Origin of the sequence: Shewanella sp. SR43-8, assembly GCF_014163775.1 — a bacterium.
GTDB lineage: Bacteria > Pseudomonadota > Gammaproteobacteria > Enterobacterales > Shewanellaceae > Shewanella > Shewanella vesiculosa.
The window spans coordinates 63,485-80,741 of sequence record NZ_JACJDX010000002.1 but is presented as its reverse complement, the minus strand read 5'-3'; the positions used below and the strand labels follow the sequence as shown (position 1 = coordinate 80,741).

Sequence of the window (17,257 nt, the reverse complement as noted above, 5' to 3'; positions counted from 1 at the left end):
TGGTCACAATAGTCCTATCATGCGACCAAATAAGGACTTATGTTAGTCCTCAACTATTCTCAAGTTAACGTAAAATTATTGAGTTAGCTACAAGTTTGTTACATGCAAATGACCTATTCATACACAATTATCAATCATTTGTTTCAAACGGTCGTTTATTTTTTATCCGGTACTAGATTTGACGGGCGATTGCGCGTAGAGGAAATAATTAATCATGTTGGAATATCAAGCGACAAAAGATTTACTGAATAACAAAACAATCTTGGTTACTGGTGCTGGAGACGGTATTGGCCGTGCAGCATCAATCGAGTTCGCGAAACACGGCGCAACCGTTATCTTACTGGGTAAAACGGTCAAAAAACTTGAAAATGTATACGATGAAATAGTGAATGCTGGATATCCAAAACCAGCTATTGTGCCCTTAGATATGAAAGGTGCGACTGAACAGAATTATATTGATATGGCAGACACCATTGCTGAACAGTTTGGTTGTTTAGATGGCTTATTGCATAATGCGTCACAATTGGGGGCATTAGGGCCATTTGAGCATATTGATTTAACCTCTCTTGAAACCATTTTAAAAGTGAATGTCACCGCTCAAGCCATCATGACCAAATCGTTATTGCCGATTATGCGCAAAAGTGAACATGCCTCAATTATCTTTACCTCAAGCAGTGTGGGTCGTAAAGGTCGTGCTTATTGGGGACCTTATGCTTTTTCTAAATTTGCTACCGAAGGCATGATGCAAGTTTTAGCCGATGAATGTGATAACACTTCCGTAAGAGCCAATAGTATTAACCCAGGTGCGACTCGCACTGAAATGCGCGCAAAAGCTTATCCTGGTGAAGATCCACAGACATTGAAAACAGCACAAGAAATCATGCCTACTTATTTATTTTTGATGGGTAATGAATCTATTGGTACAAATGGCCAAGCATTCAACGCTCAATAATCAGCTGACATAAGGCTAGATTTTAGTTTTTACTGAGATGACTTTAGCTTTGCATAAAAAAACGGAAGCCATTGCTTCCGTTTTTAGTGTGAATGAGCATCTAGCCTAGAAGCTCATATTCTCGGCATTCTGGCTAACTAACTTATCACCAATACCTGTAACCAAAGTGAGCTGTTGCACATCGGTGAATTTACCGTTTTTGGTTCGATAATCCACAATCGCTTGTGCTTTGGCTTGCCCAATACCTTTGAGCGCTTGTAATTCTTCTGCGCTGGCTTTATTAATATTGATCTTTTGCATTTTGGTTGATGTTGTCTCAACCGTTTTGGTCACTTTTTTTGTGGGTTCGGCCATCGTCTTAGCCGTTTCTGCTGCATAGGTATGGCTACTGAGCAAGCAGCAGGCCCCTAAAAACACTGCTGTTAAAGTCAATGATTTCATTCGATTCTCCTTTCTTTCCTTGATTTGCTGGTATGTTGTCCTTCTCCATTACCAAGCTCGAAAGATCCGCAACGCTTTACCGTTTGCGGATCGGAGGCTAAATGTAGTCAATAAAATCGAATTGTTCAAAAAAAATACATATTTTTTATTCACTCTTGTCGACTTTTTGAGTTTGTTTCGATTTACTTTTAGACATCATTGACGACGTAAACTGCTTTAATTCGCCCAGTAAATGCTGATGTACATGTGATAATTTAGGCTTATTGTGTTTATTAAAGGCAATGGGACGACACAAGGTCATCGCTTGATAACCTAGCCGTGCGGTAAGTAAACCACCACCAAGCCCTTGTGCAATTCGGGCAGATAACTTACCAGTCATTTCTACTGATAATAATTGGGTTCCTAAATCGGTAATCACCTCGGTACTGCCAGCATAAATAATATTAGTCACAATGCTACGGATCAGTTTTATACGGCTCCAGTACCCCAATTCCACCGCATAAATTGCAGCAACTTCATTAATCATTTTTTGATTTCGCCACAAAATAATAGCCATATCCAAAGCAGCTAATGGACTTGCGGCTAATAGTAATGCCGATTCAGCAGCAAAGCGGTTAACACGTTTTTTGGCCAGTAAATCACGTTCGGACAACACAATATCTTCAAATAATAATACAATCTCAGCATCATTATGTTCATGGCTACAGGCTTGTAAATATTGTTGTTTAGCCTGGTTATTAGGATATTTTGCCAATATTGGTGCCAAAAATGATTTGGCCTCGCCCATTTGCATACTTAGTGACAATCGTTCAGCTTTAGCTTGATGATCGCTGACCTTTTTAAGATTAACTAATTTGCGCCATTCTTTGAGGGTAATCACACATGCCCACAAACTCACAATAGCCAGCACTGTGGCATAAAAACCAAATAGCCATGGACTTTGCTGCAAAGAATCAATTAAGCCCATCACGGTTTGCACTACCACCAATAGCACCAAAGCAAATACTGACAGTTTGGCCAGTAGCGACCAACGCTTTGATTTTGGAGGTTGAATGCTTTCTTCCATTGATGCTGGTAATTCTGTTAGTGATTGCTCACAAATAAAATCAACTTCTTCAAACGATTTAGTTGGCTTAATAGTTTGTTCAGCAGAATGAGTTTCATCTGCCACAATAAGGTCTGACTCGGTAAATAATTGCGATTTCTTTATCGGCGAATTGCGTGTAGGTTCATTCATAACTAATGCTCACATTTATTCTCAAAATAAAAACTATTAAGATAATTTATCGCCTAATAGAAACTCCAACAGGTGGTCGAGACGAATGTGTTCGAATTGCGGATTATTATCATGCATATGGCTCAAGTTGGGCGGTAGAAAAGCACTAAAGCTAAAGCCTTGTTGTTGCCAAAACTGAGCATCGGGTAATGATGTAGGTACATCTCCTGGGTATACAGTGACTTGCTTACCATCAAGCCCAGTGCCTTTTACCACTTCTTGTTGACCCCCCGCTATATTAACCATCCCGTGCTGAGTGGCTTTAATGGCACTTATCGCCATGGTTTCAACTTCACTGCCTTCAAAGTTGGCATAATGCTGACTTTGTTGCAGCATGGCGGTTAACAAACTAAGCACATGACTTTGCTGATCACGGGTCACTCGGTCTACTTGGCTGGCAGCAAATAACACTTTATCTATCCGTGGTGAAAATAAACGTTTAATTAAGCCCGATTGGCCAAACTGAAAACTTTCCATAATGCTGTTTAACGCACGCCCCATGTCATTAAATTGTGCCTGACCATGATTAAGTGCGTTTAAACAGTCAACCAATACTAGTTGACGATCAAATCGAGAAAAGTAGTCGCGGTAAAAAGGCTTAACCACTTGTGATACGTACTGATCATAACGGCGTTTAAGAACGTGGTAGTTTGAGTCACTTGAGCTTGCTGATAATTCTGTGTGCTCAATAGGACTTAAACTAAGCAAGGGAAAGAATGTCAATAATGGAGTATTTTCATACTCTCCTGGTAATAACATGCGCCCAGGCTGCGCGTGATAAAAGCCCTGTTGTCGTACCAAATCAACCAATAAGATTTGATACAAATCGGCAATGTGTTTAAGTTGCTGCTCGTCAGCTAATTGACTTAAGTCTAACTGTTCTACAGCCTGATTAAATGCACTGAATAAAGGTGAGTGGCGTAAACATGACACATTAATTTGTTGTGCTAAGCACCATTGGCTGAAATCTTGTTTAAGCATAGGTAAATCTAGTAACCACTCACCGGGATAATCAACAATATCAACATACAAGGTTGCTGTATCGGTCAATTTGGCTAACAAACCTTGTTGTGGCTGGTACTTTATCGCTAAACGTAATTCAGTAATATTTTTGGTCGAAGCTGGCCAATAAGGAGGTGATGAGCTTAATGCATTCATTGCGCCTTGATAATCAAAACTGGCAATGTCTAAATCAGGTTGCATAGCCCGATTAACGGCAATTAACCGACCTTCACGTGCGACTTGCCACAAGGGTAGCGGATTGTGCTTAGCACTTTTACCGGCATGCAATAACTGATTGACTAAACCACTGATAAAAGCTGTTTTGCCTGCTCCTGATAACCCAGTAACGGCTAATCTGACATGACGATCTGTACTGCGATGAACCAAAGATTGCGCGGTTTGAGTGACACGAAACAAAGAACGGTCTAAAAATCTCATGATGGCTGATGGCCCCCCTAAAGAACAAGGGCGGATAACCGCCCATTAGAAGAATTAAAGACTATTGATTTGGCGTTTAAGATCGAAATTGTCTGATGTGACATGTTCCTCGAGTCGTCTTAATCGGACTTCTAATCCATAAAATTGACGATTAACATCAAACAATGCTTGCTTTGCAGGCTCACCTGCTTGCCAAACTTTCTTTTTAATTTCAATATCTTTGTACTGTTCCTTGTGTTCTAGGTCTTGTGGTTTAATATCTAATATCATCCATAATGCGATATAAATAACCAACACGACCCCTGTCCCACCCAGTAACAATATCGACACAGCAATCACTCTTACTAGCCATGTCTCAAAGTTAAAGTAATCAGCAAGACCTGAACACACCCCAGCCACTTTACCACTTTTTGGGTTGCGGTATAGGGTACGACCATTAGCTGAGCTCATGTTTTGCTCTCCATTCTGGTGATTCAGTATCTAAAATCGCTTCTAATGTTTCGATGCGACCGCTCATTTTTTCTGCTTTAGCGATTAGACCATTAAGCTGATTGAATTCTTCCTCGGTGAGCCCCTGGCTCACTTGTCGCTTACTGCGATAATGAAGAACCAACCAGATAGGTGCCACAACCACCATAAAGATGATAATTGGTGCAATAAGAAGATCCATATCCATAACTCACCTCTGAATAAATTTACGCTTTCGATTTAGGTTGTGCTTTTGCACTCATTTTTGCTTTCAATGCTGCTAATTCATCATTGACAGAATCTTCTGCCTCTAATGCTGCAAACTCGTCAGCAAGGACGTTCTTTTTACCTAAATCATATGATTCTACTTGTGCTTCAAGTCCTTCAACTCGACGCTCGTATTGTTCAAACTTCATCATGGCATCATCAATTTTGCTTGAATCAAGCTGCTTCTTTACTTCAAGACGTGAAGTAGCAGTTTGCTTACGCATAATGATGGTTTTTTGACGAGCTCGAGCATCGTTCAGTTTTTCTTGAAGTTGGGCTATTTCGTCTTTTAAACGGGCAACATGTTCTTCAACAACTTGTAGCTCGTTTTCAAGACTGGTTAATAAACCAACCGTTTTTTGTTTCTCACCTAAGGCTGCTTTTGCCAAGTCTTCACGATCTTTGGATAGTGCTAACTCAGCTTTATTTTGCCAATCTTGGACCTGCTCTTGAACGCGAGCAATTCGGCGAAGTAATTCTTTTTTCTCAGCTAATACTTTTGCAGAGGTTGAACGAACTTCAACAAGTGTGTCTTCCATTTCTTGAATGATAAGACGGACCATTTTTTCTGGATCTTCTGCTTTATCAAGTATTGCGCTAATATTTGAATTAACGATATCGGCGAAGCGAGAGAAAATTCCCATAATGTGTTCCTCAAAGTTAACATGGATGTCGCAATAGGTATTACACATTACGTGCCAACATTTCCAAATACAATAATATCAAGCATTTAAACAAAAAATTAACTTTTTCTTTCATTTATCACTTAAGCCATTTATCATGATTTTCACTAATTATTAGTCGAATTCACCAACAATTTTGCGAGTAAGCTAACTGTGAGCAAACAATTCCAGCAAGATAATCTCATCGGCCAATCTAATGCTTTGCTTGAAGTATTAGAACATGTGTCTAAAGTTGCGCCATTATCAAAGCCTATACTCATCATTGGTGAGCGCGGTACTGGCAAAGAATTGATTGCTGAACGATTACACTATTTATCGCCTCGTTGGGATCAAAACTTTATCAAATTGAACTGTTCTTCACTGAGTGAAAATTTACTAGAAAGTGAGCTGTTTGGCCATGAGTCTGGTGCATTTACTGGTGCAAAAGGACGACATGAAGGCCGTTTTGAGCGCGCTGACGGTGGCACACTGTTTTTAGATGAGTTAGCCAACACATCTGGATTAATCCAAGAAAAATTATTACGTGTTATCGAATATGGTGAATTTGAACGCGTCGGTGGCAGTAAAACGGTTCAATCTGATGTTCGGCTTATTTGTGCCGCCAATGAAGATTTACCCACCTTGGCTGACAATGGTGAGTTTAGAGCAGATTTACTCGATCGTTTAGCCTTTGATGTGATTACCTTGCCCCCATTAAGGCATAGAACCGAAGACATTATGCCGTTGGCAGAACATTTTGCGATTAGTATGGCAAGACAACTATCACTAGAGTATTTTGGTGGATTTAGTCCACTCGCGATAGAACAATTAATGATGCACCGCTGGCCTGGAAATATCCGCGAATTGAAAAACGTTGTTGAGCGAAGTGTGTATCGTGAAGGGGCTGATGGCCAAGAAATTGATCATATTATATTAGACCCGTTTGCATCGCCCTATCGTCCGGTTAATCGAATCAAAACCCGCGAGCGTCAATCGGCGCCAGTTGAACATGTTGCAGACATCATCACAGAACACCAAGCGCCAAGTACTGAAACAGATGCATCAGTGTTGCTCAATAGCATCGAATTTCCAATAGATTTTAAAGAATATACTGAAAAAAGCGAAATAGAATTATTACAACGCGCGTTAGCTGAAGGCCAGTATAATCAGAAAAAAACCGCAGATTTACTAGGTTTAAGCTATCATCAACTGCGCGGAATTTTGAAAAAGTACAACTTACTCGACAAGAGCTGATTCTAGGTGGGACATGCGCATTGCCCCAATGCAATGAACACTGTTAAAATGTACCTTCAAAATCGAAAAAATATGATCACACTATGCCTGTTATTGTAAAACGCTGGTATCAGCTGATGTCTTTATGCCTCGCCAGCATCATGTTGACTGCGTGCGGACAGGCTCAATTGCCTTCTGGCTTGGTATATTGCAGCGAAGGTAATCCAGAAAGCTTTAATCCTCAGCTTGTGACATCAGGAACCACTATTGATGCCACTTCTCACCAAATTTACAGCCGTTTAGTTAACTACAGCCAAGAAAAAGCCGTTATCACACCCGGTTTGGCGACATCATGGCAGGTGTCTGACGATGGCTTAAGTTATCAATTTACCTTGCGTGAACATGTGAGTTTTCATAAAACACGCCATTTTAGTCCCAGCAGAGACTTTAATGCAGATGATGTATTGTTTTCATTTAACCGTATTATCGATCCGCTCCACCCCTACCATTTAGTCAGTAGAACTGGTTATCCATTTTTTCAAAGCATTGGATTTGCAGAGTTAATCGACAATATTGAAAAAGTAAATGACTACCAAGTTATCTTTCATTTAGTGCGTAAAGATGCATCTTTTTTATCTAATCTCGCTACTGATTTTGCCGTTGTGTTATCGGCTGAATATGGCTATCAGCTTTTAGTCCAGGGCACCCCTGAAGATATTGATTATTATGCGGTCGGCACGGGTCCTTTTCAGCTAAGCCAATATGTGAAAAACGAATATATTCGTTATAAAAAGAATCCTGTTTATTGGGGCCCCACGGTTGAGATCGATCAATTAGTGTTTGATATCACTCCCAGAAGCACCGCACGTATTGCCAAATTAATTACCGGTGATTGCAGTGTGTCAGCACTACCCAAAGCCGGCGAGTTAGCCGTGCTTGATCAACATAAAGATATTATTGTTGATGCCAAACCTGGACTAAACGTCGCATTTTGGGCCTTCAATACTCAAAAACCTCCGTTGGATGATGTGCGAGTAAGACGAGCCCTTGCACATGCTATTGATAAAAAGAACATTCTAGACGTTGTGTACAATGATACCGCAGTAGAAGCGACTGGGGTGTTACCACCAGCATCTTGGGCTTACAGTAAAAATTTATCGCCCAATGAATATAATCCTGAAAAAGCCAAAGAATTACTTAAACAAGCAGGCGTGTCTAATCTATCGATTAATGTGTGGGCCATGCCTGTAGCGCGAATTTATAACCCGAGTGCACTGAAGACAGCTGAGCTCATCCAAGCAGATTTAGCCCGAGTTGGGGTAAAGCTGAATATCATTAGCTATGATTGGAGTGTGTTCACACAGAAGCTAGCCAGTTCCAATTATGATTCGGTTCTCATTGGTTGGAATGCCGATAATAGTGACCCTGATAATTTTTTCACTCCGCTACTGAGCTGTGCGGCGTTAGCATCAAACAATAATCGCTCTCGCTGGTGCCAAAAAGACTTCGAACATCTATTAACTCAAGCTCAGAGCGTGTCGACCCAACCTGAACGTAAAGCGTTTTATCAATCAGCGGAAGCCATTATTAGCGATCAAGTTCCAATGGTCACGCTCGCTCATGCTAAAAAAGTGGTGTTAAAAAAGAACAATATCACTACCATGCAAATTAGGCCTTATGGCGGTATATCTTTTGCTAAAACAACCCAAATAATAGAGGGAAGCGAATAAATGTGGCGATACCTTTTTAGTCGCATAACCCTGTTTATGGCTACATCATTGATAATGATAGCCGTATTATTTATGGCATCGGGGCAGTTTCCTGTAAGTAAAGCGTATTCACTTTCGGGCATCCAATATCCAACGATTGAACAACAACAGCAAATTGAACAGGATTACCAATTACAAGATAACCAACTACTGCAATTTACCGCTTACTTGCGCCAACGCTTATCAGGTAACTTTGGTATTTCTAGTAACTCACAGCAAGAAGTATTAGAAGAGTTAGAAGCGGTATTGCCAGCCTCTTTTGAATTATCGTTATTTTCTGGTTTTATTGCGGTGTTCTTTGGTGTTCCTATCGGCATACTCGCCGCGTTAAGCACTAATAAAGCACTGCAGAATAGTATTTTAGCTGTTACTTTAACCGGCTATTCTATCCCAGTGTTCTGGCTTGGCTTAAGCTTATCCATGTGGTTTGGGGTCAATCTTGGCTGGTTGCCTATTTCAGGACAGATTAATTTACTGTACGAAATAGAACCCGTCACAGGGTTTATGTTGATAGACACCTTATTATCCGAGTCGACATATCGGATACCTGCATTTCATGATGCATTGCTGCACTTAATATTACCGGCAGTAACCTTAGCAGTATTGCCTTTTACCTTGGTCGTGAGGATCACTCGACAAGCCATTTTAAATGTGATGAATCAAACCTATATTCGCGCCGCTGAAGCACGAGGCTTACACACGGCTAAAATTCTGTTTCGTCATGTATTACCCAATGCCTTAATTCCGGTAATAAAAAGTATTGGCTTAATGTTAGGCTCATTTGCCAGTTATGGCATTGTAGTTGAAGTGATATTTTCATGGCCAGGAGTCGGCAGTTGGCTAGTATCGGGCATTTATCAACGCGACTATACTGTGATTCAAGCGGGTATTTTATCTGTCTCATTATTAATTATTTTCTTAAGCATTTTAATTGATTTACTGCATACAGCAATCAATCCAATGAGCAGAAAGGAATTGTATGCCTCGAATTAAGATATACCAAGAAGACCATATAGCCTCTCCTATGTGGCGGATGTGGCAAACATTTTCGGCAAATCCTTTTGCCGTGATAGGTTTGTGGGCAGTGATTTTTTTATTAATACTCACCATTTTCGCGCCACTGCTTGCACCATATTCACCCGAAATGCAGGACCAGCAAGTACTGCTGTTGCCGCCATCTTGGGATCCTGCCGGATCTGTAGAACACTTTCTCGGCACCGACGATCTAGGACGTGATATTTTTAGTCGTATTTTACACGGCGTACAATTAACCTTTGGCATGTCATTAATTATTGTTGCCGCATCGCTATTTATTGGCTTTATTATCGGTTCGCTTTCAGGAATGATGCGCGGAATTAAATCGAGTATTTTAAGTCATTTATTTGATGCATTGCTGTCTATCCCTTCGTTGCTCATGGCTATTTTAGTGGTTGCCGTAATGGGACCTGGGCTTAATAACGTGTTTTGGGGCGTTGGAATTGCCATGGTTCCGCAGTTTGTACGCGCGATCCATCTCGCTGTGCATGAAGAACTACAAAAAGAATATGTTACTGCCGCCAAATTAGATGGTGCAAATTCATTGCAAATTTTTTGGTATGTCATTATGCCAAATGTGTGGGATGTAGTAATTATTCAGGTCACAATGGCCATATCAGCAGCAATATTAGATATCGCAGCATTGGGTTTTTTAAACCTTGGAGCTCAAGCACCGAGTCCAGAATGGGGGGCTATGGTCGCACAAGGGCTGGATAATTTGTTACTCGCCCCATGGACGGTTACTATACCGGGTGTCGCAATCTTGTTTACCGTATTATCGGTCAACTTAGTTGGCGATGGTTTACGTTCTGCGCTTGCACCGATAAGAAATTAACCTATGCCTTTACTTGATATTCGTAATCTCACCATTGAATTAGATACCCCTGAGGGCACAGTAAAAGTGCTTGAAAAAGTCAGTTTGACCATCAATCCCGGAGAGATCCATGGGCTGGTAGGTGAATCAGGCTCGGGACGCAGTTTATTAGCCAAAGCAATATTAGGCGTGCTCGGTCCTAATTGGCATATTATTGCCGATCGTATGATGTGGGATGGAAAAAATCTATTGGAAATGAGCGCCAAACAAAGACGTAACCTAATGGGTAGCGAAATGGCAATGATTTTCCAAGATCCGTCAGGCAGTTTGGACCCAGTTAAAACCATAGGTAGTCAATTAATCGAAGCTATGGTGCCCAACAAAAACATTCCTTTTTGGCGCCGTGGACATGATACCTATTTAAATGCCCAGAAATGGCTTCACAAAGCTGGCATAAAGAAGCCCAGAATGCTGATGAAATGTTATCCATGGGAATTGTCCGAAGGTGAATGTCAAAAAGTGATGATTGCGATGGCGGTAGCGAATCATCCTAAATTATTGATTGCCGATGAGCCGACCAACTCCATGGAGGTCAATACCCAAGCGCAAATTTTTAGATTGTTATCGCAACTCAACCAACTGCAAAATGTGTCGATTTTATTAGTAAGTCATGAACTTGAAACCATGGTGCATTGGTGTGATAACTTAACGATTTTGTACAGTGGTCAGGTGATGGAATCTGGACCTGTGAGCGAAATGGTCGCAATGCCCTATCACCCTTATACTCGGGCATTATTAAAAAACCTGCCTGACCACACTGAAAAAATGCGTCACAAGGCAACCTTGCCCACATTACAAGGCTCGTCACCGTCTTTACAACATTTACCAGCCGGTTGTCGACTTGGTCCTCGCTGTCCAGAAGCGCAGAGAAAATGTGTAAAACAGCCTAATCTTGAACATATAAAAGACCGCTATTTCGCCTGCCATTTCCCTTATCAAAGTGAGCAAGAAGATGACGACGCCATTGCTTAAAGTTACCGACTTAAGTAAACAATACTTAACTGGTTACAAGCATTTTAAACCTCAATACTATCAGGCATTATCTCCAGTTTCATTTGAACTGGGTCGTGGTGAAACCTTAGCGATTGTAGGGACTGTTGGTTCAGGTAAAAGTACCCTAGCCAGAATTCTCGTGGGCGCAGAACAACGCAGTGGCGGCGAAATATTTTTTGAAGGTGAAGCCTTAGGTTCACGTAATTTAAAACAACGCTGTCGTTTGATCCGGATGATTTTCCAGGACCCAACGACCTCGCTAAACCCACGTTTATCGATTGGCAACTTGCTTAAAGAACCCTTACGGTTTAATACTCAGCTAAACTCACAAGAGCGTAAAACCTTGGTGATTGAAACCTTAAGAAAAGTGGGCTTATTACCAGAACACGCAGAGTTTTATCCACACATGATTTCAGAAGGGCAAAAACAGCGAGTCGCCGTTGCGCGGGCCTTAATGCTTAACCCTAAAATTATTATTGCAGATGAAGCACTAACAGCTTTAGATTTATCGGTTAGATCTCAAATTATTAATCTGCTATTAAAGCTGCAAAAAGAGATGGGGTTATCGTATATTTTTGTCTCGCATAATCTCAATATTATCCGACATGTGAGCGATAAAATCATGGTGTTGCAAAATGGTCATATGGTTGAAAAAACAACCACAGAAGCCTTATTTACTTCACCACAGCATGAATATACTCAGCGACTAATTCAAGAACAAAGTCAATTTATGCAAAAACGCTAAACTGCTCCAACCACTATGGTTTAGAGGCCGTTTTTGTAAAAATTAGTGCCATTTGGCCGTCGAACTATTTATCCTAGAGCCAATGTTAAAGGAAGAAGCTTAAATATGATTATTAAACCTAAAATTCGTGGCTTTATTTGTACCACAACTCATCCTGTTGGCTGTGAAGCTAACGTTAAAGAACAAATCGAACTCATTAAAGCCAAAGGCAAAATTGCTAATGGCCCTAAAAAAGTATTGGTTGTCGGCTCTTCAAGTGGCTATGGCCTTGCATCTCGTATCACGTCAGCATTTGGAAGCGACGCTGCAACCATCGGCGTATTTTTCGAAAAACCCAGCTCTGAAACTAAACCTGGTACAGCAGGTTGGTACAACACAGCGGCATTTGATAAGTTTGCTAAAGCAGAAGGCTTATATTCAAAAAGTATCAACTGCGATGCATTCAGCCATGAAGCGAAACAAAAAGTCATTGAATTGATCAAGCAAGATTTAGGTCAAATCGACATGGTGGTGTACTCGTTAGCCTCACCGGTTCGTAAAATGCCAGACACAGGTGAAGTTATCCGTTCATCACTGAAACCCATTGGCCAAACTTATACTGCCACGGCTGTTGATACCAACAAAAACACCATTATTGACACTTCTGTAGAGCCTGCAACTGAGCAAGAAATTACTGATACCGTCACGGTAATGGGCGGCCAAGATTGGGAATTATGGATGAGTGCGCTAAGCGACGCTGGCGTATTAGCTGACAACTGTAAGACAGTTGCATATAGCTACATTGGTACTGAATTAACTTGGCCTATTTATTGGCATGGCGCCTTAGGTAAAGCCAAAATGGATTTAGACCGTGCAGCCCACGCCCTTGACAGCAAATTATCTGCTACTGGCGGCTCAGCTAACGTTGCAGTGCTAAAAAGTGTCGTGACACAAGCAAGCTCAGCCATTCCAGTCATGCCTCTTTATATTGCTATGGTGTTTAAAAAGATGCGTCAAGAAGGCTTACATGAGGGCTGTATTGAGCAAATACAGCGTTTGTTTAGTGAGCGCCTGTATCGTGTTGATGGCCAAGCACCCGCAGTGGATAGTGAAAACCGTTTACGCCTTGATGACTGGGAACTTCGTGAAGAAATCCAGCAGCATTGTCGTGATTTATGGCCACAAGTCACTACTGAGAACTTGAGCGAATTAACAGACTACAATGAATACAAAGAAGAGTTTTTAAAACTGTTCGGTTTTGGTATTGATGGTATCGATTATGATGCAGAAGTCGATCCTAATGTTAGCTTTGATGTAATTGAATTATAAATAATATCGCTCTTAGCTAGTGTGAACAAAAAAGCCATAATGCCGTGCATTATGGCTTTTTTATTGTCTTAATCTTCAGCGATCACGCTGAGAATTAACACATGTTAGCATTGTGTCACTCACGCTGCATGTTGGATATATTCGCTGCAACACAAACTTAAACTATGGGTAAAAAGATAAGCAGTTGCGGTGAACCCGCTAACGATTTGGCTTGTTGCTCTTCGGTCATCTTGTCAGCAATCACATCTCGCTGCACAAACAATGGAAAATTCCTTAAGCTGACATCGTTCAAATTAAGCCAATTGCGATACAGGTAGTCTATTGCAGCACCTAAGCCACTATCATTGACCGCTTGCTCGCCACTTAAACGGATCATGGCACATCGTCCCTGTGGGATCGATTTAAGTTTAATCTGGCTCGATTCTAACGCCACTGGCTCTAAGCTTGTCAGTGTCTCGTTAGCTAACGAGACACCAATATCAATTCGATATTGCGCTTTAGCAGCTGACTCAGAGGTTGAATAAAACAGATTAAAGGTTTGACTGCCCATAGGAGATAAACCGTGCTGGCGACGCCATTCAATAAATCGCGCAATGGTTTGAGGTAATAACGAGGGATCACCATGATGTTCCATCACAGCTAATGTTTGCGCAGCAAACGATACAATCTCAACTGAATAAGATTGCTCATCTTGCTGATTAACTTCCGTTTGAAACGATTTTAGCGGTTGTTGCTTAGCAAAAAAATTGCCCCAATCAGGCGCTTGTTGGAACGATTCAGGGCTTTGACCAATACTGCGAATGAACGATTCGATAAAGTGTTGTTGGTTACGATAAGCCAATTTTGCCGCTATAGTGGCAAAAGGTACCTGCTTACCAAAACCTAATAAATGGGCGGCCTCTAAGCTTTTAAGCAGTTCGACATAAGCTTCAATTGATATGTGGTACAGCGCATAAAATAACGCTTCAAAGTGGCTTTGGGGAAGCTGGGCAATATTGGCCAACATGTTGAAGTCAACTGGCTCATTTAAGTGTTGATCTAAATAGGCAAGTGCCCGCTCAAATGCTTGATCTAGTCTGTGGCTCATGCCCTCTCCTTTTGAAGTAAATTATCGCAGCCTAATATTTATCATAACGAAAAAAATGTAAATTAACCTGTGGTTTCTGCGCGTCTAATCAGCGCATTTTGGGGTTAAAAAGGTGACGATGTAAACTAGTCGACTAATTGAATATCCAAACCCTCTAGCAAACTCAGTGCCTCAAATCGACTGAATATGGCTTGCTTAACGGTATTAGCCGTAATATCAATTTGATAATTCGACGCATCAGTAAAATTGGCGCCAGTTAAATTAGTATGACTAAATTGACTTAGATTAAGATCGGTTAACCGCAAATCGGCTTTAGTTAAATTAGCCTCTCTAAAGTCGACATCATGGGCACGACAATCAACAAGTGTAAGCTCGGGTAAATTAAGTGAGTAAAAATTACTGCCGTCGAGCAAACATCGTTCAAACTGAATCGTAGTTTGGGTCATAAATTGTGGCCAATGGGCTTTAGTCCAATCAATACCTATAGCTTTACAGTCGCGAAAAATAACGGCATCAAACTCAGTATCAATCACAGACAACACACTCAAGTTACACTGACTAAAAGTACAATCGATAAATTGGCAATGATAGAAATCGCTCTGGTTAAAATCACATTGCATGAAGTAACAGCGCTCAAACGTAATGTTGTTGAACTGTAAATCCACTCCTTTAAGGGACTCGAATGAATCATCATTATAGTGCGATAAGGCAAACAATTTACTCGTTTGTTCTCTAGTTACCTTGCTCATGGTTGATATCCCCTTATAAACAAAAAGACCTAGACGTGAGCCTAGGTCTTTAATATTTCATTGACTACAAAACGTAATTAGTCTGCTACAGGATACTCAATTTGAGCATCTGCCTTAAGTGAGGCAACTACAGCACGGTAATCAGCTTCGCTGTATTGAGGTGCAATACGCTGTTTAAGCGACTTAATCAGATTGTCATTAATGCCTTCGGCTTCATTGACCTTATCAACTACAATCACCGCATAACCAGTTGCTAACGCTGCGGTATCAATAGTGACACTATTCTCAGCAGGTGCAGCAATCTTAAAGGCTTTATTGGTGATAGCTTGATCGATATCCTGATTAAAACGACCTAACTTAGCTAACGTGGTTAATGATGCGCCCGTTAAGGTATCATTACCCGCTTTTAACTGAGCCATATACTCAGCAGCTTTATCACGAGCACCGTCATTGGCTTTATCTTGCTTCAAACGTTCAACAATACCCGATTTAACATCAGCAAAACTCATGATGCCAGCAGTCTGATGTTTTTTCATGCGCACAACCACAACATGGTTTGGCGCAAGCTCAATGACATCACTATTCAAACCGCTCGCTAATACTTGGTCAGAAAATGCTGCTTTGATGAACTCAGGGTTATTGAACTCAGCGGGTACATCATCACGAGAAAATAACGCCGTTGATTGCACTTTTGCATTAACTGCTTGGGCTGTTTCGGCTAAAGTATCCGGGATTTCGTAACTGGTATCAGCTAATTTGGTTTGTAAGCTATAAAACACATCAAGTGCTTTCTTTTCTTGAAGTTGAGCAACAATTTTCTCTTTAACATCTTCAAAAGCAGTAGCTTGACTTGCTTGAACATCTAATAGCTTGATGATGTGATAACCGAACTCACTTTTCACAATAGATGAAACTTGACCTTTTTGTAATCCAAAAAGCGCTTCATCAAATGCAGGATCCATCACACCTTGTTCAAACCAATCTAACTTACCGCCTTCTTGTGCGCTAAGGTTATCATCAGAATCCGTTTTAGCCACTTCGGCAAAATCTTCACCCGCGGTTAACTTAGCTTCAATTGCATCAGCTTTAGCTTTGTCGGCACTGTCATCATCTGTTGCGGCAACAAAAATATGCGCAGCAAGACGTTTTTCGGCTGTTTGATATTGTGCTTTGTTCTCGTCGTAATAAGTTTTCACTTCTTCGTCAGAGACGTCACTGTTTTTAGCCATGTCAGCAGCATTTAATTCAACATACTCTAGGCTAACTTTTTCAGGGCTCATGTATTGCGACACGTTAGCATCATAATAGCTTTGCGCTTCTTCATCAGACACAGAAACAGTTGATAAGAAAGGAGTTGAATCGACAACTAGATAACGTATATCACGAGTTTGACCTTGGACTTCAGCAAGTTGCTTAGCCTCACCGTCTAACACAAACTCACTGCCCACGAGTGCATTTAATAACTGACGACGGGTCATGTCGACGCGCATCATGTTTCTAAAACTTGTGGTTTGATAGCCTAACTGACGCAATACCGCTAGATAGCGCTCATTATCAAATTTACCGTCAGTTTGAAATGCAGGCTCTTCAATAATGGCTTTTTTAATTTGCTCATCAGATACACGCAAGCCTAGTTTATTGGCTGCTTGATCAATGAGTTTGTCAGCAATTAAACGATCCAGTACGTTTTGTTTAATGCCATTCATATAACTTTCGTCAGCGGCTAATGCTGTAAACATTTCACCGAGCTGTTGCTCTATACGAGAGCGTTCATTTTGAAAAGCCTGCTCTAGCTCGTTGGCACTAATTTCGTCACCATTAACAACAGCAGCAGGTACACCCGTGTTTGAGCCTAAATAACTGCTCACACCGGCAAAAGCAAAAGAAAGTATCACAAGTACTAGAATTGTTTTTGCAACAATCCCCTGTGATCCTTCACGAATTTTTTCTAACATCTG

Annotated in this window: 17 protein-coding genes; 8 read left to right on the top strand and 9 right to left on the bottom strand. The window is 41.0% G+C overall.

The annotated features are described in order from the left end of the window. Positions 1-214 precede the first annotated feature (214 nt). Positions 215-952 carry a YciK family oxidoreductase gene (locus tag H5114_RS02785; RefSeq protein WP_124016425.1) on the top strand — a complete coding sequence of 246 codons (738 nt, stop codon included), beginning with the start codon at positions 215-217 and terminating at the stop codon, positions 950-952. A 105-nt stretch (positions 953-1,057) separates the two neighbouring features. On the opposite strand, the gene H5114_RS02780 is transcribed toward H5114_RS02785, so the two are convergent. The 6 genes from H5114_RS02780 to pspA form a co-directional block, all read right to left on the bottom strand. Then, the gene (locus H5114_RS02780) at positions 1,058-1,393 is read right to left on the bottom strand and encodes a ComEA family DNA-binding protein (protein ID WP_182697022.1); all 336 of its coding nucleotides are present in this window, start codon (positions 1,391-1,393) and stop codon (positions 1,058-1,060) included. Between the two features lie 145 nt (positions 1,394-1,538). Then, positions 1,539-2,630, bottom strand: a complete 1,092-nt coding sequence (locus tag H5114_RS02775) for a TIGR01620 family protein (protein ID WP_182697023.1) — start codon at positions 2,628-2,630, stop codon at positions 1,539-1,541. A 36-nt stretch (positions 2,631-2,666) separates the two neighbouring features. Next, positions 2,667-4,109: a YcjX family protein gene (locus H5114_RS02770; protein WP_182722134.1), complete on the bottom strand. Its 1,443-nt coding sequence runs from the start codon at positions 4,107-4,109 to the stop codon at positions 2,667-2,669. Positions 4,110-4,163: 54 nt separating this feature from the next. Next, a complete protein-coding gene (gene pspC / locus H5114_RS02765; RefSeq protein ID WP_182722133.1) occupies positions 4,164-4,559 on the bottom strand; it encodes an envelope stress response membrane protein PspC in 396 nt (131 codons plus the stop codon). Then, positions 4,546-4,785 carry an envelope stress response membrane protein PspB gene (pspB, locus tag H5114_RS02760; RefSeq protein WP_124016420.1) on the bottom strand — a complete coding sequence of 80 codons (240 nt, stop codon included), beginning with the start codon at positions 4,783-4,785 and terminating at the stop codon, positions 4,546-4,548. The genes pspC and pspB overlap by 14 nt, the downstream gene beginning before the upstream one ends. Before the next feature lie 19 nt (positions 4,786-4,804). Beyond that, positions 4,805-5,488 (bottom strand): phage shock protein PspA, encoded by a 684-nt coding sequence (pspA, locus tag H5114_RS02755; protein WP_124016419.1) that lies wholly within the window; start codon positions 5,486-5,488, stop codon positions 4,805-4,807. A 192-nt stretch (positions 5,489-5,680) separates the two neighbouring features. Between pspA and pspF the strand changes: the two genes are divergently transcribed. From pspF to fabV, 7 genes are all read left to right on the top strand, one after another. Beyond that, on the top strand, positions 5,681-6,760 hold the full coding sequence (gene pspF, locus H5114_RS02750) for a phage shock protein operon transcriptional activator (protein WP_182722132.1): 1,080 nt from the start codon (positions 5,681-5,683) through the stop codon (positions 6,758-6,760). 83 nt (positions 6,761-6,843) lie between these two features. After that, the gene (locus H5114_RS02745) at positions 6,844-8,469 is read left to right on the top strand and encodes an ABC transporter substrate-binding protein (RefSeq protein ID WP_182722131.1); all 1,626 of its coding nucleotides are present in this window, start codon (positions 6,844-6,846) and stop codon (positions 8,467-8,469) included. After that, positions 8,470-9,501 (top strand): ABC transporter permease subunit, encoded by a 1,032-nt coding sequence (locus H5114_RS02740; protein WP_124016416.1) that lies wholly within the window; start codon positions 8,470-8,472, stop codon positions 9,499-9,501. Continuing rightward, entirely contained in the window at positions 9,488-10,378 is an 891-nt protein-coding gene (locus tag H5114_RS02735) for an ABC transporter permease subunit (protein WP_124016415.1), read from the top strand. Before H5114_RS02740 ends, H5114_RS02735 begins: the two co-directional genes overlap by 14 nt. Positions 10,379-10,381: 3 nt before the next feature. Next, positions 10,382-11,389, top strand: a complete 1,008-nt coding sequence (locus H5114_RS02730) for an oligopeptide/dipeptide ABC transporter ATP-binding protein (RefSeq protein ID WP_182722130.1) — start codon at positions 10,382-10,384, stop codon at positions 11,387-11,389. After that, a complete protein-coding gene (locus H5114_RS02725; protein WP_124016413.1) occupies positions 11,370-12,155 on the top strand; it encodes an ATP-binding cassette domain-containing protein in 786 nt (261 codons plus the stop codon). Before H5114_RS02730 ends, H5114_RS02725 begins: the two co-directional genes overlap by 20 nt. A 105-nt stretch (positions 12,156-12,260) precedes the next feature. Then, on the top strand, positions 12,261-13,463 hold the full coding sequence (gene fabV, locus H5114_RS02720) for an enoyl-ACP reductase FabV (protein WP_182697026.1): 1,203 nt from the start codon (positions 12,261-12,263) through the stop codon (positions 13,461-13,463). A 157-nt stretch (positions 13,464-13,620) separates the two neighbouring features. Here fabV and H5114_RS02715 read toward each other — a convergent pair whose 3' ends face one another. The 3 genes from H5114_RS02715 to H5114_RS02705 form a co-directional block, all read right to left on the bottom strand. Continuing rightward, positions 13,621-14,550, bottom strand: a complete 930-nt coding sequence (locus tag H5114_RS02715) for a GyrI-like domain-containing protein (protein WP_182722129.1) — start codon at positions 14,548-14,550, stop codon at positions 13,621-13,623. Positions 14,551-14,675: 125 nt separating this feature from the next. Then, positions 14,676-15,299, bottom strand: a complete 624-nt coding sequence (locus H5114_RS02710) for a pentapeptide repeat-containing protein (RefSeq protein ID WP_182697028.1) — start codon at positions 15,297-15,299, stop codon at positions 14,676-14,678. Between the two features lie 77 nt (positions 15,300-15,376). Then, complete coding sequence (locus H5114_RS02705) at positions 15,377-17,254, bottom strand: SurA N-terminal domain-containing protein (protein WP_182722128.1); 1,878 nt, start codon at positions 17,252-17,254, stop codon at positions 15,377-15,379. Positions 17,255-17,257: the final 3 nt, after the last annotated feature.

Coding starts and splice junctions, on each gene's coding strand:
- H5114_RS02785 (WP_124016425.1), top strand. CDS start 215: ATGTTGGAATATCAAGCGACAAAAGATTTACTGAATAACAAAACAATC.
- H5114_RS02780 (WP_182697022.1), bottom strand. CDS start 1,393: ATGAAATCATTGACTTTAACAGCAGTGTTTTTAGGGGCCTGCTGCTTG.
- H5114_RS02775 (WP_182697023.1), bottom strand. CDS start 2,630: ATGAATGAACCTACACGCAATTCGCCGATAAAGAAATCGCAATTATTT.
- H5114_RS02770 (WP_182722134.1), bottom strand. CDS start 4,109: ATGAGATTTTTAGACCGTTCTTTGTTTCGTGTCACTCAAACCGCGCAA.
- pspC (WP_182722133.1), bottom strand. CDS start 4,559: ATGAGCTCAGCTAATGGTCGTACCCTATACCGCAACCCAAAAAGTGGT.
- pspB (WP_124016420.1), bottom strand. CDS start 4,785: ATGGATATGGATCTTCTTATTGCACCAATTATCATCTTTATGGTGGTT.
- pspA (WP_124016419.1), bottom strand. CDS start 5,488: ATGGGAATTTTCTCTCGCTTCGCCGATATCGTTAATTCAAATATTAGC.
- H5114_RS02745 (WP_182722131.1), top strand. CDS start 6,844: ATGCCTGTTATTGTAAAACGCTGGTATCAGCTGATGTCTTTATGCCTC.
- H5114_RS02740 (WP_124016416.1), top strand. CDS start 8,470: ATGTGGCGATACCTTTTTAGTCGCATAACCCTGTTTATGGCTACATCA.
- H5114_RS02735 (WP_124016415.1), top strand. CDS start 9,488: ATGCCTCGAATTAAGATATACCAAGAAGACCATATAGCCTCTCCTATG.
- H5114_RS02730 (WP_182722130.1), top strand. CDS start 10,382: ATGCCTTTACTTGATATTCGTAATCTCACCATTGAATTAGATACCCCT.
- H5114_RS02725 (WP_124016413.1), top strand. CDS start 11,370: ATGACGACGCCATTGCTTAAAGTTACCGACTTAAGTAAACAATACTTA.
- fabV (WP_182697026.1), top strand. CDS start 12,261: ATGATTATTAAACCTAAAATTCGTGGCTTTATTTGTACCACAACTCAT.
- H5114_RS02715 (WP_182722129.1), bottom strand. CDS start 14,550: ATGAGCCACAGACTAGATCAAGCATTTGAGCGGGCACTTGCCTATTTA.
- H5114_RS02710 (WP_182697028.1), bottom strand. CDS start 15,299: ATGAGCAAGGTAACTAGAGAACAAACGAGTAAATTGTTTGCCTTATCG.
- H5114_RS02705 (WP_182722128.1), bottom strand. CDS start 17,254: ATGTTAGAAAAAATTCGTGAAGGATCACAGGGGATTGTTGCAAAAACA.